The 18,711-nt window shown below is 68.0% G+C and carries 16 protein-coding genes; 7 read left to right on the top strand and 9 right to left on the bottom strand.

The genetic code is table 11. The features are described 5' to 3' along the window. Positions 1-15 precede the first annotated feature (15 nt). From AC1RAA_RS06155 to AC1RAA_RS06145, 3 genes are all read right to left on the bottom strand, one after another. On the bottom strand, positions 16-1,854 hold the full coding sequence (locus AC1RAA_RS06155) for a sensor histidine kinase (protein ID WP_492727163.1): 1,839 nt from the start codon (positions 1,852-1,854) through the stop codon (positions 16-18). Between the two features lie 28 nt (positions 1,855-1,882). Then, the gene (locus AC1RAA_RS06150) at positions 1,883-2,521 is read right to left on the bottom strand and encodes a response regulator (RefSeq protein WP_070060902.1); all 639 of its coding nucleotides are present in this window, start codon (positions 2,519-2,521) and stop codon (positions 1,883-1,885) included. A 108-nt stretch (positions 2,522-2,629) separates the two neighbouring features. After that, positions 2,630-3,607, bottom strand: a complete 978-nt coding sequence (locus tag AC1RAA_RS06145; protein WP_492727160.1) for a helix-turn-helix transcriptional regulator — start codon at positions 3,605-3,607, stop codon at positions 2,630-2,632. A gap of 91 nt (positions 3,608-3,698) precedes the next feature. Here AC1RAA_RS06145 and AC1RAA_RS06140 point away from each other — a divergent pair, with 91 nt between their 5' ends. Next, positions 3,699-4,103, top strand: coding sequence for a GFA family protein (locus tag AC1RAA_RS06140; RefSeq protein WP_095745513.1), 405 nt, complete (start codon positions 3,699-3,701; stop codon positions 4,101-4,103). Between the two features lie 228 nt (positions 4,104-4,331). Further along, the gene (locus AC1RAA_RS06135; RefSeq protein ID WP_062478117.1) at positions 4,332-4,745 is read left to right on the top strand and encodes a PaaI family thioesterase; all 414 of its coding nucleotides are present in this window, start codon (positions 4,332-4,334) and stop codon (positions 4,743-4,745) included. Between the two features lies 1 nt (position 4,746). Here the strand turns inward: AC1RAA_RS06135 and AC1RAA_RS06130 are convergent, their stop codons facing one another. The 3 genes from AC1RAA_RS06130 to AC1RAA_RS06120 are packed head-to-tail and all read right to left on the bottom strand — an operon-like array spanning position 4,747 to position 7,080. After that, a complete protein-coding gene (locus AC1RAA_RS06130; RefSeq protein ID WP_492727158.1) occupies positions 4,747-5,283 on the bottom strand; it encodes a GrpB family protein in 537 nt (178 codons plus the stop codon). Then, positions 5,280-6,146 carry an alpha/beta fold hydrolase gene (locus tag AC1RAA_RS06125; RefSeq protein WP_492727156.1) on the bottom strand — a complete coding sequence of 289 codons (867 nt, stop codon included), beginning with the start codon at positions 6,144-6,146 and terminating at the stop codon, positions 5,280-5,282. The genes AC1RAA_RS06130 and AC1RAA_RS06125 overlap by 4 nt, the downstream gene beginning before the upstream one ends. A 31-nt stretch (positions 6,147-6,177) precedes the next feature. Beyond that, positions 6,178-7,080, bottom strand: coding sequence for a LysR family transcriptional regulator (locus tag AC1RAA_RS06120; protein ID WP_307635669.1), 903 nt, complete (start codon positions 7,078-7,080; stop codon positions 6,178-6,180). Between the two features lie 113 nt (positions 7,081-7,193). Between AC1RAA_RS06120 and AC1RAA_RS06115 the strand changes: the two genes are divergently transcribed. Then, the gene (locus tag AC1RAA_RS06115; RefSeq protein ID WP_492727154.1) at positions 7,194-8,207 is read left to right on the top strand and encodes a zinc-dependent alcohol dehydrogenase family protein; all 1,014 of its coding nucleotides are present in this window, start codon (positions 7,194-7,196) and stop codon (positions 8,205-8,207) included. A 7-nt stretch (positions 8,208-8,214) separates the two neighbouring features. Here the strand turns inward: AC1RAA_RS06115 and AC1RAA_RS06110 are convergent, their stop codons facing one another. After that, on the bottom strand, positions 8,215-9,291 hold the full coding sequence (locus AC1RAA_RS06110) for an MBL fold metallo-hydrolase (RefSeq protein ID WP_492727152.1): 1,077 nt from the start codon (positions 9,289-9,291) through the stop codon (positions 8,215-8,217). An 81-nt stretch (positions 9,292-9,372) separates the two neighbouring features. Next, positions 9,373-10,260, bottom strand: a complete 888-nt coding sequence (locus tag AC1RAA_RS06105) for a CsgG/HfaB family protein (RefSeq protein ID WP_070060896.1) — start codon at positions 10,258-10,260, stop codon at positions 9,373-9,375. A 178-nt stretch (positions 10,261-10,438) separates the two neighbouring features. Between AC1RAA_RS06105 and AC1RAA_RS06100 the strand changes: the two genes are divergently transcribed. Then, entirely contained in the window at positions 10,439-10,669 is a 231-nt protein-coding gene (locus AC1RAA_RS06100; RefSeq protein ID WP_062472430.1) for a hypothetical protein, read from the top strand. A gap of 43 nt (positions 10,670-10,712) precedes the next feature. On the opposite strand, the gene AC1RAA_RS06095 is transcribed toward AC1RAA_RS06100, so the two are convergent. Then, positions 10,713-11,114 (bottom strand): GreA/GreB family elongation factor, encoded by a 402-nt coding sequence (locus AC1RAA_RS06095; protein ID WP_062472433.1) that lies wholly within the window; start codon positions 11,112-11,114, stop codon positions 10,713-10,715. 916 nt (positions 11,115-12,030) lie between these two features. Between AC1RAA_RS06095 and AC1RAA_RS06090 the strand changes: the two genes are divergently transcribed. From AC1RAA_RS06090 to AC1RAA_RS06080, 3 genes are all read left to right on the top strand, one after another. Beyond that, positions 12,031-12,627, top strand: a complete 597-nt coding sequence (locus AC1RAA_RS06090; RefSeq protein ID WP_492727150.1) for a hypothetical protein — start codon at positions 12,031-12,033, stop codon at positions 12,625-12,627. Between the two features lie 126 nt (positions 12,628-12,753). Next, positions 12,754-14,862 (top strand): hypothetical protein, encoded by a 2,109-nt coding sequence (locus AC1RAA_RS06085; protein ID WP_492727148.1) that lies wholly within the window; start codon positions 12,754-12,756, stop codon positions 14,860-14,862. Further along, positions 14,859-18,689 (top strand): prealbumin-like fold domain-containing protein, encoded by a 3,831-nt coding sequence (locus AC1RAA_RS06080; protein ID WP_492727146.1) that lies wholly within the window; start codon positions 14,859-14,861, stop codon positions 18,687-18,689. Before AC1RAA_RS06085 ends, AC1RAA_RS06080 begins: the two co-directional genes overlap by 4 nt. Positions 18,690-18,711: the final 22 nt, after the last annotated feature.

Below are 18,711 nucleotides of genomic sequence, written 5' to 3'. Positions count from 1 at the left end.
CCGACCCGTGCGCGCTCAGGGCAGCGCGCAGGGCCAGTCGAGCGACACGCGCGTGCCGCCGGACTGCGCGTCGGCCCGCTCGATCTGCAGCCGCGCCCCGATGGCCTGTGCCCGCGAACGCATGTTCGCCAGGCCGTGGCCGCCGGGGCGTTCGTTCGCCGGCAGCCCGCGGCCGTTGTCGGTGAGCACGATGCGCACCAGGGGCGGCGTCTGCTCGCCGTGCCAGCCGACGTGCATCACGATGCGCGTGGCGCCGGCGTGCTTCAGCACGTTGGTGAAGGCCTCCAGCAGGATGCGTTGCAGCTGCAGTGCAGCCTGCGCGGCAAAGGGCGCGAGCGTGGGGATGAGGGCGACGTCCCACACCAGTTCGATGCCGGCCGCGTCCAGCCGGGGCTGCAGGCGGTAGCGCAGCGTGGCCAGCACGGTCGTCAGGTCGTCGTGCATGGGCTGCAGCGAATCGACGGCCATGCGCATCTCGTCGAGCGCCAGCTTCACGTGCTCCTCGACCACGTCGCGATCGGGCGCGGGCTGGTTCACCACGTTGAGCAGGCCCACGAGCTGCGAGCCGACGCCGTCGTGGATCTCCCGCATGATGCGCTGGCGCTCCAGCAGCACGGCCTGTTCTTCCTGCTGCTTGCGCACGGTTTCGAAGGCGCCGCGCAGCTGCTCCTCGCGCTCGGCCACGCGCGCTGCGAGGTTGGCGTTGAGCGAGCGGTAGTCGGCCACGGTGCGGCTGTAGCGCTCCACCACGAGACCGGCCAGGATCATCACGAAGAAGAAGATCGCGTGCGAGGTGAGCGTGTAGTAGGCGCCGCCGAACAGGCCCATGCGCACCAGCAGCAGGTCGTGCGCGCCGGCCAGGATGGCCAGCGTGCCCGCCGCCATCAGCACGCCCGCGATGCGCCGCCGCGCCACCAGCGCGCCGTGCACCACGTAGGGCAGGCAGATGGTGCTCGTGACCTGCAGGATCGCCAGCCCGGTGGTCCACAGCGCCGGCAGCGCGAAGGCGAAGGAGGCGCAGGCCAGCACCACCGACAGCGCCAGCGCCCCGTAGATGGAGCGCACCAGCCAGGGCGGGTTGCGGTCGAGCACCAGCAGCACGAAGCGCGCGATCAGCCCGATGTGGCAGGCATAGCAGACCGCCACCACCGCGCCCCACAGCGGCCAGGGTACGGGCCCTTCGGTCAGCACGCGGTCGAGGTTGCGCGCCACGCCCGAGAGCGCGGCCAGCGCGAAGCAGCCGTAGAGCGCGTCGCGCTGGCGCAGCCACAGCCCGGCGGCCAGGCCGCCCATCAGCAGCAGGCTCACGGCGTAGACGATGGCCGAGGTGTTGCGCCAGTTCTGCTGCGAGCGGTGCAGCGGGGCCAGGGAGGCCTCGGGGCCGTAGAGCACGCTGGCCAGCCCGCCGCCGCGCTGGCGCTGCATCGTGGCCTGGATGAGCAGCTCCTGCGGCTGGCCGTCGCCGCGCCGCAGCGCGGCGGCCAGCGGGATCAGCAGGTTGGCCTTGCCGGCGTCGTAGGCCGGATCACCGAGCACGCCGTAGTTGGCGACCAGCGCGCCGTTGAACCACACGGCGGCCTGGTTGCCCAGGCCCGACATCAGGAGCGCCTGGGCGTCGTCCGCGCGGGCGGCGTCCGGGGGCAGCACGATGCGGTAGCTGGCCTTGCCGCCGCGCCCCGGAAACTCGTGGTCCCAGCGAAAGGGCAGCGCCACCTGGCGCACCTGCAGCGGCAGGCCGTCGGGTTCGAGGCTGGCTTCGGCCCAGTCCACGTCGGTGGTGCCCGGCGGGGTGGCCGCATGGGCGAAGGGGGCTGCGAGCACCAGCCACAGCAGCAGTTGCAGCACGGCTTGCATGCGGGAAAAGAAGGGGCGGCTCACGCGGCTAGGAAAGCCGGCCTGGAGGGCGGGTCGCCAACACGGCGTCCGAGGGTGGGGGCGCATCCAGCTTGCCGTAGATGTTTCTGATATGGGTTTGAACCGTCGATGCGGAGACTCCCATCTGCGCGCCGATTTCGGCATAGGTGAAACCACGAGACACCCGGTCGAGCACTTCGGCCTCGCGCGACGAGAGGTGCCCGGGCGCGCCGTCGGAGGCCTGCCAGCGCCGCAGCAGCTGCCGCGCGATGCCTGGCGGCAGCGGCGAGCCACCGGTGCCCAGGTGGCGCAGGTGCGCCGCCAGGTCGGCCTCGGTGCCGTCCTTGAGCAGGTAGCCGCGCGCGCCGGCCTCGAAGGCCTGCACCATGTGGGTCTCGTCGCCGAAGATCGTCAGCACCATCACCGCGCAGGCCGGCTGCATGCGGCGGCACTGGCGGATCACCTGCAGGCCGGGGTGGTCGGGCAGGCCGAGGTCGACCAGCAGCACGTCGACCGGGTTGTCCGTGAGCCAGTTCAGGATGTCGACCGCGTTTGAGGCGCTGAAGGCCAGCGCCAGCGCCGGGTCGGCGCCGATCACGCGGGCGATGCGCTCGCGCATGCCGCTGTCGTCCTCGACCACGGCGACCTGGGTGGCGGTCAGGGGCATGGCGGGCTTCCGCAGGCGAGACCGGGGCCGAGGCGCATGGGCAGATCCGTTTCCGTTCGGAGGTTGCAGGTGCCGCAAGCCTATCGACCGGTATCGGGCGAGCCCATCCTATAGACGGGGGATGGGGGTACCCTGCCGGCGCGCGATGGTGTCCAGCCGTGTCGCGACGCGCGCCACGTGCTGCACCAGTTCGGGAGGCGACTCGATTTCAATTTCGTGGCCCAGGCAGCCCAGCCACACGGCCAGCGCATCGAGCGAGCTGGCGCCGGTGACGACGCGCGTGCGGCCCGCGTCGAGGGCCTCGGGCACGCCGCCCACCCAGCCCAGGTGCGGTTCCAGCGCCGCGAGCGGGGCATGCACGATCACGCGCGCGTGGTGCAGGTAGGGCGAGACCTTGAGCGCGTGTTCCATGTAGGCCTCGACGTCGCCCAGCGGCAGGCGGCGTGCGGTGAAGCGCGCGCCCGTCGGTTCGGCGTCGACGATGCGGTCGAGGCGGAAGGTGCGCCAGTCCTGGCGCGCCGTGTCCCAGGCCAGCAGGTACCAGCGCTGGCCGGTCTGCACCACGCGGTGCGGCTCCACCGTGCGCGCCGTGGCGGTCTGGTGGTGGTCCTGGTAGCCGAAGCGCAGTTCGCGCCGCTCGGTGCAGGCCTCGGCGAACATCGACACCGCCTTCACGCGCACGCCCGACTTGCTTCGCATCACCGGCACCACCGAGGCGCGCACGCTGCCCAGGCGGCGCTGCAGGCGCGGCGGCATCAGCTGGTCGAGCTTGGCGAGGGCGCGCATCGAGGCGTTGCCGATATCGCCTTCGCCCGTGCCGGCATGGCCGAGCGCCAGCGCCACGGCAATGGCTTCCTCGTCTTCCAGCAGCAATGGGGGCAGGGCGCTGCCCGCGCCCAGCCGGTAGCCCCCGGCCACGCCCGAGGTGGAGTCGACCGTGTAGCCGAGGCTGCGCAGGCGGTCGACGTCGCGGCGCAGCGTGCGCTCGGTGATCTCCAGGCGCTCGGCCAGGGCGGCACCAGTCCAGGCGCGCTGGGCCTGGAACAGTGCGAGCAGGCGAAGCAGGCGGGCGGAAGCGGACAGCATGGGCCGCATCATGCCTGCGATCGAGGACAGAATCTGTCCGCAATGGGTCGTAGCCTTGGGTTTCCTCCACTCGTTTCCACGGACACCGACCATGAAGAAGACCTATCACGGCAGCTGCCACTGCGGCAAGGTGCGCTTCCAGGCGCTCATCGACCTCGCCGCGGGCACCGGCAAGTGCAACTGCTCGATCTGCATGAAATCGCGCGGCTGGGGCGCCATCGTCAAGCCGGCCGACTTCACGCTGCTGTCGGGCGAAGAAGACCTGTCGAGCTACCAGTTCGGCTCGTTCAGCGCCGAGCACCTGTTCTGCCGCCATTGCGGCGTCAAGTCCTTCGGGCGCGGCAACGTGCCGGAGATCGGCGGCGCGTACGTCAGCGTGAACGTCTCCTGCCTGGACGACGCGACGCTCGAAGAGCTGTCCACCGCGCCGGTGCGCTACATGGATGGTCGCCACAACAACTGGTTCGAGGTGCCGGCGGAGGTGCGCTACCTTTGAGAAGGTGCGAACGAACCCGGCATGTCCGCTCATCCCGCCCAGACACGTCCCCTCTGCGTTGCAAATGCTCGCCATAGCTTGAGCTATGGCTGCGCTTTGCGCCTTGATGGGCCGCGCCTGGGCGGGCTGCTCGGCCACGCCGGATTCATTCACACCTTCTGAGGTGACCGATGGCCCCACGCTTTCGGCTGAGAATGCCCGTTGCTTCACCTGCTGCGAACGAAACCAATGAACGACGAACTCGAAGCCCGCATCCGCTCGGGCCAGGCGCTGTCCGAATCGATGGGCAATTTCCACGTGACCGGCTGGGACGCCGAGCACAAGACGCTGAAGGCCGCCTTCACCGTGCGGCGCGAGTACTGCCACACGAACGGCACGATCGCCCAGGGCGGCTTCATCACGGCCTGGCTCGACGCCGCCATGGCCCATGCGGTCATGCATGACACCGAGCAGGCGCAGACGGTCTTCAGCCTGGAAATCAAGGTGAGCTTCTACGAGAAGGTCGGCCCCGGCGAAGGCCGGGTCGAGGGGCGCGTGATCCGGCGTGGGAAGCGCGTGGCGTTTCTCGAAGCGGCGCTCTACAACCCGGACGGGAAGCTGGCGGCCGAGGCCACGTCGACCGGGATACTGGCGAGCCTCTAGCCTAGGCCTGCCCGACCTGGGCCTGTATCTCGCGGATCACCGCTTCCTTTTCACGGTTGTAGACCTGCGGGTCGGCCGGGTCGATGCCGTGGGCGCGGTCCTTGGCTTCTTCGTACTTCCTGCGCAGGTCCGGGCGCCGGTCGAGCACTTCCATGAACGCCAGCGAGTCCACGTGCACCGGGTCGCCGCGATGGCAGATGTGCAGGTTGAGGTTGAACCTGCGCCCGTCGTGCAGCACGGACGCGCAGACGTAGGGCTTCTCGTCCGTGTCGACCCACACGGGGCGGCGGTGAAATCCGAGGGCCTCGAATTCCGCCTGGGCCCTGCGCAAGTTCTCGCGCTGCGTGATCGCCGCGATGTCCACCATCGGCTTGCCCCGCAAACCGACGATGGCCGTGCTCCCGATGTGCACGAGTTCCACGCCCTCGAGCTGCGCCTGCACATGGCGCTGCACCTGCGCGAACACCTCGGCGTACGCCGGGTCGTAGGGCAGGATGTGGCGCTGGTCCAGGCTCTCGTCGAAGGCGAGGAGCTTCATCGCACGATGCGCGCCAGCCAGGCCAGCAGCACGGCCACGACTTCGTCGCGGTTGGTTTCGTTCAGCGTTTCGTGGCGCGCGCCGCCGAACACATGGCACGACACGTCGCGCAGGCCGGCCTCGCGGTAGCGCTGCACCAGCGGGTAGAACCACTCGGCCTTGTTGCTGACCGGGTCCTGGTCGCCGGTGAACAGGTACAGCGGCAGCTCGGGCCGGATGCGCGTCTGCATCGCGGCGGGCGTGAGTTCGTCGAGGCTGGCGAACATGGAGCCCATGCCTTCGGCCGACACGGTGAAGCCGCACAGCGGGTCGGCGATGTAGGCATCGACCTGGGCCGGATCGCGGCTGAGCCAGTCGAAGGGCGTGCGCACGTCGGGCAGCGCGGCGTTCATGTCTTCGAGCCGGAAGCCGCTTTGCAGCGCGCCGCCCAGCAGGTCGAGCGCCGTGGTGCCCGACAGCACCGCGCCCGACAGCAGCTCGCTGTGTCGCACCAGGTAGTACTGCGTGGCGAACGAGCCCATGCTGTGGCCGACAAGGACCAGCGGCAGCCCGGGGTGCTCGGCGCGCGCGTGGCGGCTGAGCAGCGCCATGTCCTCCACGAGGCCGGCGAATCCGCGCGGGCCGAACTCGCCGAGTTCGTCGCGCGCGGCGGCGCCCGGGCCGTGGCCGCGGTGCTCGTTCGCGTAGACGACGTAGCCGGCCTGCGTGAGCGCGTCGGCCAGCGGCCGGTAGCGCAGCGAATGCTCGCCCATGCCATGTGCCAGCTGCACGATGGCGCGCGGCGCGGTGCCCTGCCAGCGGTGGGCCTCCACCGGATGGCCGTCGTTGGCGGTCAGTTCGAAGTGGGTCTCGGTGCTCGGCATGCGGGGTCCTCCAGGGAAGTGGATCTGCATCCTAATCGTTGGCAGCCCGCAGCATGGCCTTGCGCAGCCACGCCTGCGCCGGGTCCTTGTCGGTCACGGCACGCCAGGCCATCCGCAACTGGTAGCTCGGGCTGTCGAAGGGCAGGGGCTCGCAGCGCAAGCCGCTTTGCGCCGACAGGGCCAGCGCCACGTGCTCTGGCACTGTGGCCAGCAGGTCGGTGCCGGCGAGCACGGCGGGCAGGCTGCCGAACTGCGGCACCGAGAAGAGCACGTCGCGCTGGCGTCCGAGTTCGCCCAGCGTTTCGTCGACGGTGCCGCACAGGTCGCCGGCATAGGTCACGAGCAGGTGGCGTCGGCGGCAGTAGTCGTCGAGCGACAGCCTGCCGGGCGCGGTGTCGGCGCGGAGCACGGCAAAGCGCGCGGTGCGGACCTTGCGCACCTTCGCATCGGCGGGCAGGTCTTTCAGGAAGGACATCACCGCGCTGACACGGCCCTGGTCGAGGTAGCGCATGGCGTTGCGGTAGCAGACGGTGAGCGTCACCAGTTTGGCGCCGGGCACTTCGGTGCTCAGGGCGCGCAGCAGGCGGGGCAGCATCGCGATCTGCAGGTCATCGGTCAGGCCGATGCGGAACACCGGCGCGGCGCGCGCCGGTTCGAAGTCGGCCTGCGCACGGAACGTGGCCTCGATCTGCGCGAGGGCGGGGCCCAGGCCCTGCATCAGGGCGAGCGCCCGTGCGGTGGGTTCCATCACGCGGCCCTGGCGCACCAGCAGCGGATCGCCCGTGAGTTCGCGCAGTCGCGCGAGCGCATGGCTCACCGCGGGCTGGCCGAGGTTCAGCCGCTCGGCGGCGCGGCTGACGTGGCGCTCGCGCATGAGCGCGGCCAGCACGGTGAGCAGGTTCAGGTCGATGCGGTTGAGTTCGATGGGTTTCATCGGGGTCGGGGCGTTATCGATGGTGCGCATAGCGACTATCCCGCGAATCGATTTCCTTGATGCCACTGCGGCCTCTAGATTGAAGCCATCGGTCATTCAAGAAGGAGAGTTTCATGAGCAGGATGGTTCGCTTCCACGCATTCGGCGGTGCCGAGGTGCTGAAGCTCGAAGAGGTCGCGGTGCCGGCGCCAGGCATTGGCGAGGTGCGCATCGCGGTACAGGCCATCGGCCTGAACCGGGCCGACGCGTTGTGGCGCGAGAACCTGTACATCGAAGATGCGACCTTGCCGGCGGGGCTGGGCAACGAAGCCGCCGGCGTCATCGAGGCGGTGGGCGAGGGTGTCGAAGGGCTGCGCGTGGGCGACCGGGTCGCGGTGCTGCCGGGGGCGAGCCAGGGGCTGTATCCGACCTACGGCGACCGCATCCTCTTTCCGGCCGCGCACGTGGTGCGGTATCCCGCCAACCTGTCGGCCGCGCAGGCTGCGGGCGCCTACATGGCCTACCTCACGGGCTACTTCCCGATGTTCGAGATGGCGCGGCTGCAGCGCGGCCAGGTGATGCTCGTCACCGGGGCGTCATCGGGCACCGGCATCGCGGCGCTGCAGATGGCGCGCGCGGCGGGCATCGTCGCCATCGCGGTCACGCGCACGGCTGCCAAGGGCGACGCGCTGCGGAAAGCGGGCGCGACGCATGTGGTCGTGACGGACGAAGAAGACGTGGTCGAGCGCGTGCTGGAGCTCACCGAGGGTCGAGGTTTCGACCTGGTGTACGACGGCGTGGGCGGCGCGCAGGTCGAGCGGCTCGGCGACGTGGTCGCGCATGGCGGCTGGTATGTGCTGTATGGCTTGTCGGGCGGCGCCGAATTCAGGTTTCCGGTGATTGCGCAGTTCCGCAAGAGCTGGCGCTTCCACGTCTACAAAGTGCTGGAGCACACGGGTGCCGCCACCATGGGGTTGCCGCGCGACGAGGGCGCATTGGGCCGTGCGCTGGCGTTCATCGATGCGGGCCTTGCCGATGGCACGCTGCATGTGCGCATCGACCGCAGCTTCGCGCTCGACGACGTGGTGCAGGCCCATCGCTACCTCGAGCGCGCCGGGCATATCGGCAAGGTCGTGCTCGAGGTCTGACCGGCGCTCAGGCGGCGGACGTCAGCCGGTACCAGGCCACCCCGTCGTCGGCGATGTCGCACGCGATCTCGCCGCGGTGGCGCAGGTAGTTGAGGCAGGCCAGGCTTTCACCGGTCGCCATGCCCAGCAGCGGCACGTCGGATTCGGCGATGCTGCGCGCGAACAGGCTCGTGAACACATCGACCGCGCGCTTCGGCGTCTTCAATGCGTTGCGCAAGCGGTCGAGCGAGCGCTCTTGCCCGTGCTGCAGGCGGTCGATGCGCGCATGCAGGCCGCGGAAGCACTCGTTGTGCGACGGCAGCACCAGCACGTCGTCGGGCACTTCGCGCTTGAGCTTGGCGAGCGACGCGAGCCAGTCGGCCATCGGGTCGGCATCGGGTTCGACGGGCGAGACCGACACGTTGGACGAGATGCGCGGCAGGATCTGGTCGCCCGAGATCAACACCTTCAGGTCGGGGCAGTGCAGGCACGCATGCTCGGGCGAGTGGCCGTTGCCGGTGACGACGCGCCAGTCGTGCGCGCCGATGCGCAGCACCTCGCCGTCGCGCAGGCGCCGGAAGCTGTCGGGCAGCGGGTGGATGTGCTTGCCGAAGTTGCCGAAGCGCGTGCGGTAGGTCTCGATGGCCGCCTCGCCCCAGCCGGCGCGGCGGTAGAAGGCGATGGCGTCGTCGGGTGCTTCGCGGCCGGTGTCGGACACCATCACGCGGCACATGAGGTATTCGGAGCGGGTCATCCACAGCCGCACGCCGAACTTGCGCGTGAGCCAGCCGGCCATGCCGACGTGGTCGGGGTGCATGTGCGTCACGAAGACGCGGGTGAGGCCGCGCGTGTCCGGCGAGTTGGCGAACAGCTCGCGCCAGACCGCCACCGTTTCCTCGGTGCGCACGCCGGTGTCGACCACGGCCCAGCCGTCGCCGTCGTCCAGCGCCCACAGGTTGATGTGGTCGAGCGAATAGGGCAGCGGCATGCGGATCCAGTGGACCCCGTCGGCGACCTCGATCGACTTGCCGCGTGGCGGAAGCTGTGCAAAGGGATAAACGAGCTTGCCCTTGGCTGCTTCCGCCGACTCTTCCAAACCATCCATCGTGTTTCACCTCCAGAGGGTGAATTGTGAACCCGGTCGATATCCGGACCGGGTCACTTCGAAGACGATGAACGGTCGCGCTTACTTGCGGCGCGGGCGGGCGGCGCCCGGCGCCGAGGTCTGCGACGGGGCGGCGCCGCCGTCCACGCCGAGCCGGCCACCGCCGCCCAGGCCCTGGCCGCGCACCGTCTGCGCCTTGTAGTTGCGCAGCGAACGGACCATCTGGTTGAACGCGTCCATGAAGGCCGCCGCGATCACCTTGCCCTGTGCGGTGTTGGTGTAGCCGCCGATGCCGCCGGCGCCGCTGCGGCCACCGAGGCCGCCGAAGCCCGCGAAGTCGGTCTTGGAGGCACTGCCTTCGGCCGCAGCCACCTGCACGCCCGAGCGGTTGTCGATGAGCGTCAGCAGCGCACTGGCTTCCTTGGTCTGCAGGCTGGCGCCCACGGCTGCAATGGCGCGGCCACGGCCGCCGCCCACGAGGCCGCCGAGCGCGCCGCCGATGCCGCCGGCGTCGTTGTTGCTGAACACGATCTCGGGCGACAGGCCGTAGTCGGAGGCCACCATCTGGCCGCGGCCGAAGTTGCTGCCGCCGCGCATCTCGCCCGATTGCATCAGCGCGCGTTCGCGCGTCATGGCGTTCATGCCGGCCGCGCCGCGCTCCACCACCACGAAGCAGTTCGACTGCTGCACCAGCAGGCGCAGCAGGTTGGCCGTGGGCGGCAGGCGGTATTCACCGGTGAGGATGGTGTACCAGCCGGCATTGACGTTCTCGATCAGCGAGACGGTACCGAGCGGCGAATCGCAGCGTTCGAGCTGGCTGCTCTCGCCCGAGGTGGCGCCGCCGGCGGCGCTGCCCGTGGCCGTGGTCTTGGCCGCCGGAGCGCCCATCTGCATGTCCATGGTCTGGCAACCGGAAAGCGCGAGCAGGCCCGCGAGTGCGCTGGCGAGAGAGAGTTTGGAAAAAGGCATGTCCCTGTCCGTCAAATGAAAACAATGTGGCGTCCGCCCCACCGGCGGGCGCCGCGCCCGCGCGACGATACGGGCCGACCGATGCGCGGGCCAGTGTCGAAAGTCACACGGTCAGGAACATTTGTGGCGCTTGTCGGGGCTTGGTTACAGTCCGAACTCCATTCGCAGGAGTTTTCAGATGGCCACAAAGAAGAGGAATATCGTGGGAGAAGCCGCCGTCGAGCTGACGACGCAACAGGTCGCGCAGGCCCTGGCCATTGCCGGGGCGTCGGGCTACAGCGGCAGCGCCGATCCGTCGTTCGTGGGGGCGGTGCTGGTGGCGCTGGCGGTCAACACGAGTTCCGTCAGCGCGACCATCGACAGCGCGAAGAGCAGGGGCCCCGGCGTCGCCGGCGTGCTGCAGCACTGACCGGCCGGCGGGGCGCCGGCCTCCGGCCTGAACCGACGCACTTTCAGGTCGTGTAGTCGCCGCTGGCTTCCGGCTGGAACAGCACGGCGATCACGCGCGCGCTGTGTTCGCCGCCGCCGGGCGTCTTCCAGCGCGCGACCGCGCCGGTCTTCTGGCCCAGCAGGCCGATGCCGACGGGCGAGAACACCGAGATGAAGCCCGTGGTCGGGTTCGCATCGGCGGGATAGCAGATCACGATCTTCTGCCGCTGTCCGGCGGGCAGGTCTTCGATTTCCACCTGGGTGTACATCGTCACGATGTCCGAGGGCATTTCCCGTGACGGAAGGATGTCGGCCGTGTCGAGCAGATCGACCAGGGCCGGGGGAAGCGGCGTGTCCGCGAATTTGCTGAGACGGACGTAATCGAGTTCGGTGAGCGTGCGCTCCCCGTGAACGGTTGAAAGCATGAAGCACTCCAGATGAACGCAACCCGCCTTTCCAACAGACAGGGTCGCTACCGCGCGGTGTGGTGCCCGGCGGTCAAGGTGTGCGCATCAAGAAGAAGGTAGCGGACCGCCGGGCTCAGGAATGTGCGGACGTGCGTCGGAGGACCGACGTGGCCGCCGCGACGACGGCGCCCACACGACGACCGGCCGCTGCCATGGGCAGGGCTGCGCGCGCAGGGTATCGACGGGGCGAGAGGGGAGCCATGGGGCGCGAGTGTAGGGGATTCTGGCCAGATTGGCCAATTATGGCCCTACGGGCGCAGCGAGGAATTGCCGTGGAATCTCTGGATTCAATCAGTAGAACGCCTGAATTGAAATCAAGAACCTGTGATTCGAGACGACGTGAATGAGTGATGGGAAAAGGGTGGGCAAGCGCTCATATTTACCGGATTCTTTGCGAGTTCGATATTTTCATGACCACCGGGATTTCTCTGTAATTCATCAATGAATAATTTCTTGTACCGCATCGAATGAGTGATTTCAAATTAATTCTATGAGCTTGAATTTATTGAAAATATTATTCCATGAATAGGGAGCACGCCTGAGGCTGCGGTTGTTGTCATTCGATCTCAATTGTTTTGATTCTCCCAGAAGCTTGAAAGCTTCAATTGAGGGGGCTTCAGGTCGAACGAAATGGTGGATGCATTTTGTTTGTTCAATATGTCTCATTTGCGCATCCTCTGTTCTTTTGTTTGATTGCCATAAAAGCCCCGAGACATAAGAATTCAGTACGCAAAAATCTAAGTGGCCGATTGCCTTCAATTGCAAGCAATGTTGGTCATTTGTTTGCAATAAGAAGTTGATTGTAAATTTTGCGCGTGAATTTCAAATATTGTTAATTGGGGTTTGAATGACAGCATCCACATGGGACTTGTTCTTGTCGTCGTCGCGAGGCCGCGCAGGGGCGGTCCACCCGCTGATCCGCGCAGGCCTGGTCCTGCTTGCCGCAGGCGCCGCGACCGTCGCGTTCGCGCAACCCGCCGCTTCGCTGGAGGCGTCGCGCGCACCTGCCGCGACCCAGGCCGTGACCGTCGTCCTCGCCCAGTCGAAGGTGGTCAAGGGGCCCGACGGCAATGAACAGTTCCAGGACGCGGCCACCATCAAGCCGGGTGACGTCATCGAATACAAGGCCACCTACACCAACAACACGGGCAAACCGGTCAAGGGCCTCGTGGCCGATCTGCCGATCCCCGAGGGGCTGGAATACCTGCCGCGCAGCGCCAAGCCTGGCGCCAGCCTCGTGAAAGCCGCCACCAAGACCGCCGTCTTCGAGCCCGAGCCGCTCGTTCGCAAACTGCCCGGCGGCAAGACCGAACCCGTTCCCTACAGCGAGTACCGCATGCTGCGCTGGAGCCTGGGCCAGTTGCCCGCAAACGGCAGCCTCGCCGTGAGCGCGCGCGCCAAGGTCGAAACCGTCGCGCCGCCAACGGCTGTGCCTCCCACGCCCGCCACGCCGCCCCCGCGCGGCAAGTAAAGGCCGCGCCGGCCCTCGCGCGCTGCGCGAGGCGAGGGCGCCCGCCTTTTCCATCGATCTCTTGTTTCTGAGTGCCAGTCGGCAGGTACGCGTTCGCCCGTCGAAACGTATCCGCCAGGTTCTTTCGTGTTCCCGTTCATCGACAACAGAGGAGAAAACTACGTGATTCCCACCCAGCCAACCCAACGCGTCAGCGGCTGCAAGCCGTGCGCGCCCTGGGCAGGCGCCGCAGCGTTGACGCTGGGCTTCCTTTTCGGAAGCCCGGCTGCATTTGCCGCGTCGCCGCCCGCCAACACCGTCATCGGCAACCAGGCGTCCGCCAGCTATTCGGACGCCGCCGGGACGACCCAGGTCGCGACCTCCAACCTGGTGCAGACCACCGTTCTCCAGGTGGGCTCGTTCACGCTCGACAGCGTCAACCAGGTCACGACGACCATCGTCAACACCAAGTCCGGCGCGGCCGGCGCCACGGTCTATGCGCCTCACGTGCTGACCAACACCGGCAATGGCGTCGACACCTTCGGCCTCACGGTCAAGGCCGATGCGGGCAAGTTCTCGCGCGTCGAGGTCTTTGCCGATGCCGACGGCAATGGGCTGCCCGACAGCACGACGGCGCTCTGCTCGGCGGTCGGCACGGACGTCTGCACGGTGACCCCGGCGCAGAGCGTGCCCGGCAACAACGGTGCGTTCCGCTTCGTCGTGGCCTACACGATCCCGGGCTCGGCCAGCGGCACCGGCAACTTCGATGCGGCGACGATCACCGCCACCCCGGGCACCCCGGGGCTGTACATCGCGCCGAACACCTCGGCGGCCGACAAGGACGAGGTCAAGCTGGCCACCGATGCGGTGTTCAACGTCACCAAGTCGATTGGCGCTCCGTCGGTCGCGGCACCGGGCAACGGCGTCTGGCCGACCGCGCCGACCAGCGGGCCGCGCTCTTCCGCCGCCTGCACGGCCACGAGCTGGACAGCCGGTCTCGCGTCGAACGCGAACTGCCAGTACTCGGTCTACACCCTCACGTTCAACAACACGGGCGGCGCACCGGGCAAGTTCGCGCTGTCCGACGTGTTGCCGGCAGGGTTGACCTACGTCACGGGTTCGGCAGTGTGGAGCGGTGCGTCGGGTACGGCGCTGGGTGACGGTGCAGGCGGCGATCCGTCGGGCATCGACTTCCAGGCGACTGGCAACACGCTGAATGCCGTGGTGGCTTCGCTGAACCCGAACGTGACGCAAACGCTGAGCTTCGTGGTGCTGGTGAACAGCACCGCGGCGGTCGGTACGTCCACCACCACCAACGTGGCCCGCTACAACCCCGCGAACGCGCCGGCCGGCGTGACCGCAGCGTTGATCGGCACCGTCGGTTCGACCTCCAACCCGTCGGCGTACACCGTCCTGGCGCGTTTCGGCATCGTGGTGGGTTCCAACCCGTCCACGGCTGCAACGGCGCTCGACGCGACACCCGGCACGCCCAACCCCGCCGGGCAAGACCTGACCACGAGGCAGTTGGCCGTCGCAGGCAGCAGCGTCCGGTTCCCGCAAACCGTGTTCAACACGGGCGGCGCGACCGATGCCGTGAACCTGTCGATCTCCGCCAACACCTTCCCGGCCGGCACGAGCTTCCAGTTCTTCGCGGCAGACACCGGCGCACCGCTGCTGGACACGAACGGTGACGGCGTGCCCGACACCGGTCCGATCCCGGCTGGCGCGAGCTTCAACATCGTGACGCAGGTGCAACTGCCGCCGGCCACCGTGGGCGGCGCCTACGTGGCCACCGTGCTCGGTCGTTCCGTGGGCGACAACACGAAGATCGATGCGACCGAAGACCGCCTCGAGCGCGTGATCGAGACCCTGGTCGACCTGACCAATACGAAGATCGGTACAGGCACCGGCAGTGTCGCCAACGGTGACCTCGGCGCGGGCCCCAGACCTCAACGACAGCTGGGACCTCGGCGTGCAGGCCGGCCTGCTGCGCGGCAAGGGCGGCGGCCTGCAGAAGACCTTGGGCATCGAAGTCGGCTACCAGGTCATGAAGGACCTGTGGGTGTCGGCGGGCTACAACTTCGTGGGCCTGAAGGACCGCGACCTGGCGGCCAACGACTACACGAGCAAGGGCGCGTACATCCGGCTGCGTTTCAAGTTCGACGAAACGGCGCTGGGTGCCGCGTCGGCGGGCGGAGCAGCCCCCGTGAAGGACGAGTGGACCGATCGATGAAGTCGCGGAGCAATGGCCAATGAAAATGCAAAAAACTGATTCGATGCGCTGCGCGACGGCGCTTCGCTGCCTACCCGTGCGGACGCGTGCGATGGCGCTTGCAAAAGGCGTGGCGCACTTCTTTCATGCCTTGCGCGGCGTCGCCTTTCTGGCACTGACCTCGCTGCTGATGCCGGCGATTGCGGCGAACATATGCACAGCAGACAGCGGAAACTACGGAGGGGTTGCCGTCACGTTGAAGGGCAGTGGATGCGAAAGCAAGCTCGACTTCTATGGGTTCTATGGCGTCTGGATGGGGGCTGAACGGGGTCCCGCAATCGAAGCATGTACGTTCGACTTTTCAGTCCCAATAACCAATGCGTCTATTCTGATGCAAGCTGCCGATTGCAGCGGTACTTCGTGCGACAAGCTGGTGGTAGATGTCAACGGCAGCCATCACCCCTTCACAGCAAATGAAGTAACGTCCCCATTCCCGCCAAGCGGGGGTGTGCTCGCGATCGATGCGAACGGAGACATTCTGGCTATGCAGCAAGGTCCCATCAACCCTTTGGGGGGCACTGCCAAACTGGAAATTTCGACGGCAGCAGTCTCTTCGGTCCAGCTCTCTCAAGTCAGCTTGAACGGCGGAGCAAATGGGACCGTCTATCAGGTCTGCTTCTCGACGCCGTCGCCGAAGTTGGTGTTGAGCAAGACTGCCGATGCGGCGAGCTTCCGCGTCGGTGCGTCAAGCAACTACACGTTGAAGTTGACGAACGAGACCAACGCACCCACCACGGCAGAGACGACGATCATCGACGAGGTGCCTTCATCTCTGACCATCGGCGCGTTGCCTGCCGGGTGTGCAAGGGCGGCCCAGGTCGTGAGCTGCAAGGTGCCTGCCGGGCTGACGACGTCCACTTCCTTCGTCATTCCCGTCACACCCCAGGGTGCCGCAGTGCCCGGCGTGACCAACACGGCCAAGGCATCGGGGGGCGGAGACGCCACGTGCGACGGCACGGGGGCGTGCACGAGCACGGTGACCACGCCGGTGGCGCTTCCGCTCACCATCACCTCGACCAAGACGGTCAGCGCCAGCCCGCTGGTGGTGGGGGCGCCCGACCAGTTCTACGCTGTGCTCGTTACCGTGGCCAACAGCACGACCACGGCGCCGATCTCGGTGATGGACACCTTGCCGCCGGGCGTCACCCTGCGCGGGGCCCCGACATTGGTGGCGGGAACCACCGCCGGCGTGCTGAGTGGTTGCCCGACCTCGGGACCGAACACGACCAACTGCAGCGTGGCGGCGGGCATCGCGCCCGGCACCTTCGAAATACGGATTCCTGTGAACGTCGCCTCGTCGGCCGTGGGCGCAACGGGCGGCACGAACATGGTGAATCTCGGCGGCGGTGGAGATGTCGCCTGCACGACGGCGCCAGCAGAGGCGTGCGATGCGAGCACGCCGGCCACGCGCGTGGTGCCCCAAGCGACGCTGAAACTCGAAAAGATCGCTGATGTGGCGCAGTTCGTCGTTGCCGCGCAGGCCAGCTACACACTGAAACTGAGCAGCACCAACGGCGGCATGACCACGGCGAACAGCGTCATCACCGACACCATTCCTGCCTCCTTGACGATCGGCACGCTGCCTTCAGGCTGCAGCCGGGCAGGGCAGGCCGTGACGTGCACGGTGCCTGCGGGCATGACAACCTCCGCGTCGTTCGTCATCCCGGTGACGCCTCTCGCGGCGGCGAGGCCGAGCGTGACCAACAGGGCCACGGCCGTGGGTGGCGGGGACCCTGCCTGCAACGGTGCGGGGGCGTGTGTGAGCACGGCGACCACACCGGTGGCTCCCGCGCCGAAGATCTTCGGAAACAAGTTCGCGAGATTCAATCCGATGATCGTCGGTGCGCCGGGTCAGTACTACACGATCGAAGTGGCGGTGACGTCGGGGCCGACCACGGCGCCCATCGTGATCCAGGATGCGCTGCCCAAGGGCATCACGTTGGCCGGGCCTCCCGTGCTGGTGCCGTCTGGCACAGGTGCTGTCATGAGCGGCTGCCCCGCGGCAGGTGCAACAGTCGTCACCTGCAGCGTGGCTGCAGGCGTTGTGCCGGGCACCTTCTCTGTCCGGATTCCTGTCAACGTCGATGCCACGGCCGTGGGGCCGGACGGCGGCACCAACGCGGTCAACCTGAGCGGCGGTGGCGATCCGACCTGCACTGTCTCGCCGAACGAAACGGCCTGCGACGGCTCGACGGGGCCGGTCGCGGTCCGCTTTGGGGACCCGCGGCTTCGCATCGCCAAGGAAGTGATCAGCGGTTCCGGCTCCCATCGCTTCGACTTTGCGCTGTCGGGCCTGAGCGTGGCCCGCGACACCATCACGGTCAGCGCGCCGGGCCGGGGTATCGGTGCGCAGACGATCACCGGCAAGGTGGGCGTGCCGGTCACCATCACCGAAACGTCGCCTGCCGGCTGGCCCGTGAACCCGGTGAGCGCCAGCTGCCGCGACCTGAAGGACGTCATCGCACCGTCGCCCATTCGCGGGACCTCCGGTTCGAGGCCGGCCGCAGCGGCCGCGTCGGCGCCGCCGGTGGTGCTGGCCGGCAATGTGCTGAAGATTCCTGCCGAGTGGATGGTGGCCGGTGCGGACCTTGAATGCACCTTCGTCAACAGCGATGCGCATGCCGTCACCGGCCGCGTCTTCAGCGACAACGGCAGCGGCGCGGGCGTGCCGAACGACGGCGTGGCCAACGGCGGCGAAGCGGGGCTCGTGGGCGTGCAGATGCGGCTCACCAACTGTGCGGCGGGCGTGTGGTCCACGGCGGTGACCGACGGCTCGGGCCACTACCGCCTGGAGGTGCCGTCGCAGCCGTCGTCGCCGTCCGATGGCGATCCGCTATGCGTCGAAGAGGTGACACCGGCGGGCCATCTGTCCACCGGGGCGTCGGTCGGCGCCACGCCGCTGCCTTCCGGCACGGGCGTGGCCGTGGGCGGGCGGACCTACACCTACACGCGCACCGCCGCGGGGGCGCCGGACCACATCGCCTTTGCATGGAACGAGGCCCGGGCCGGCGAGCTGAACTTCGGCGATGTGGCCCTCAACCGCTTCGGCGCCGACAGCGCCCGCACCGGCTCGCCCGGCAGCAGCGTGAGCCACGCGCACACCTTCGTGGCGCAGACCGGCGGGACGGTGAGCTTCGGCGTGGCCGGCGCGGTGGCCACACCGCCGATCGACGGCTGGAGCGCAAAAATCTACGAAGACCCAGGCTGCACCGGTGCCTTGCAGGCCGGCGCTACGGTGCTCTATCCGCCGGCGGTGCCCAGGCCCGTGACGACGGGGCAGAACCTTTGCGTGGTGGTGCAGGAGTTCATTCCGGCCGGCGCGCTCGCCGGCTACAACGACAAGCGCTCGGTGCAGGCGAGCTTCGTGTTCACGAACGCATCACCCGCGTTGAGCGCGAGCTACCTCGTGCTCGACACCACGACCGTGTCGAGCACGGCGCTGGAGCTCAAGAAGGAAGTGCGCAACCTGACGAAGAACGGCGACTTCGGACTCAACAACGAAGCCAAGTCGGGCGAGACGCTCGAGTACCGCATCACCTACACCAACAACGGCGCAACGCCGATCAGCGGCCTGACGGTGAGCGACGTCACGCCGGTCTACACCAGCTTCGTCGCCTCGCAGGAAGGCGCGACCCCGGCGACGCTGACCGCATGCACGAAGCGCACGCCGGCCAATGCATTGCCTGCGCCGGCCGTGGCATGTGCGGTCGCACAAGCGCCGGGCGGAACGGGGCCATTGGACTGGAAGTTCACCGGGCAACTCGCGCCCGGCGGCACGGGCAGCGTGCGGTTCAGGGTGACGGTGAACTGAGGGCTTGCGCGCCAGCAGGCGC

Source organism: Variovorax sp. GW823-FHT04F07 (assembly GCF_058795995.1).
This window is presented reverse-complemented; position numbering and strand designations above follow the sequence as displayed.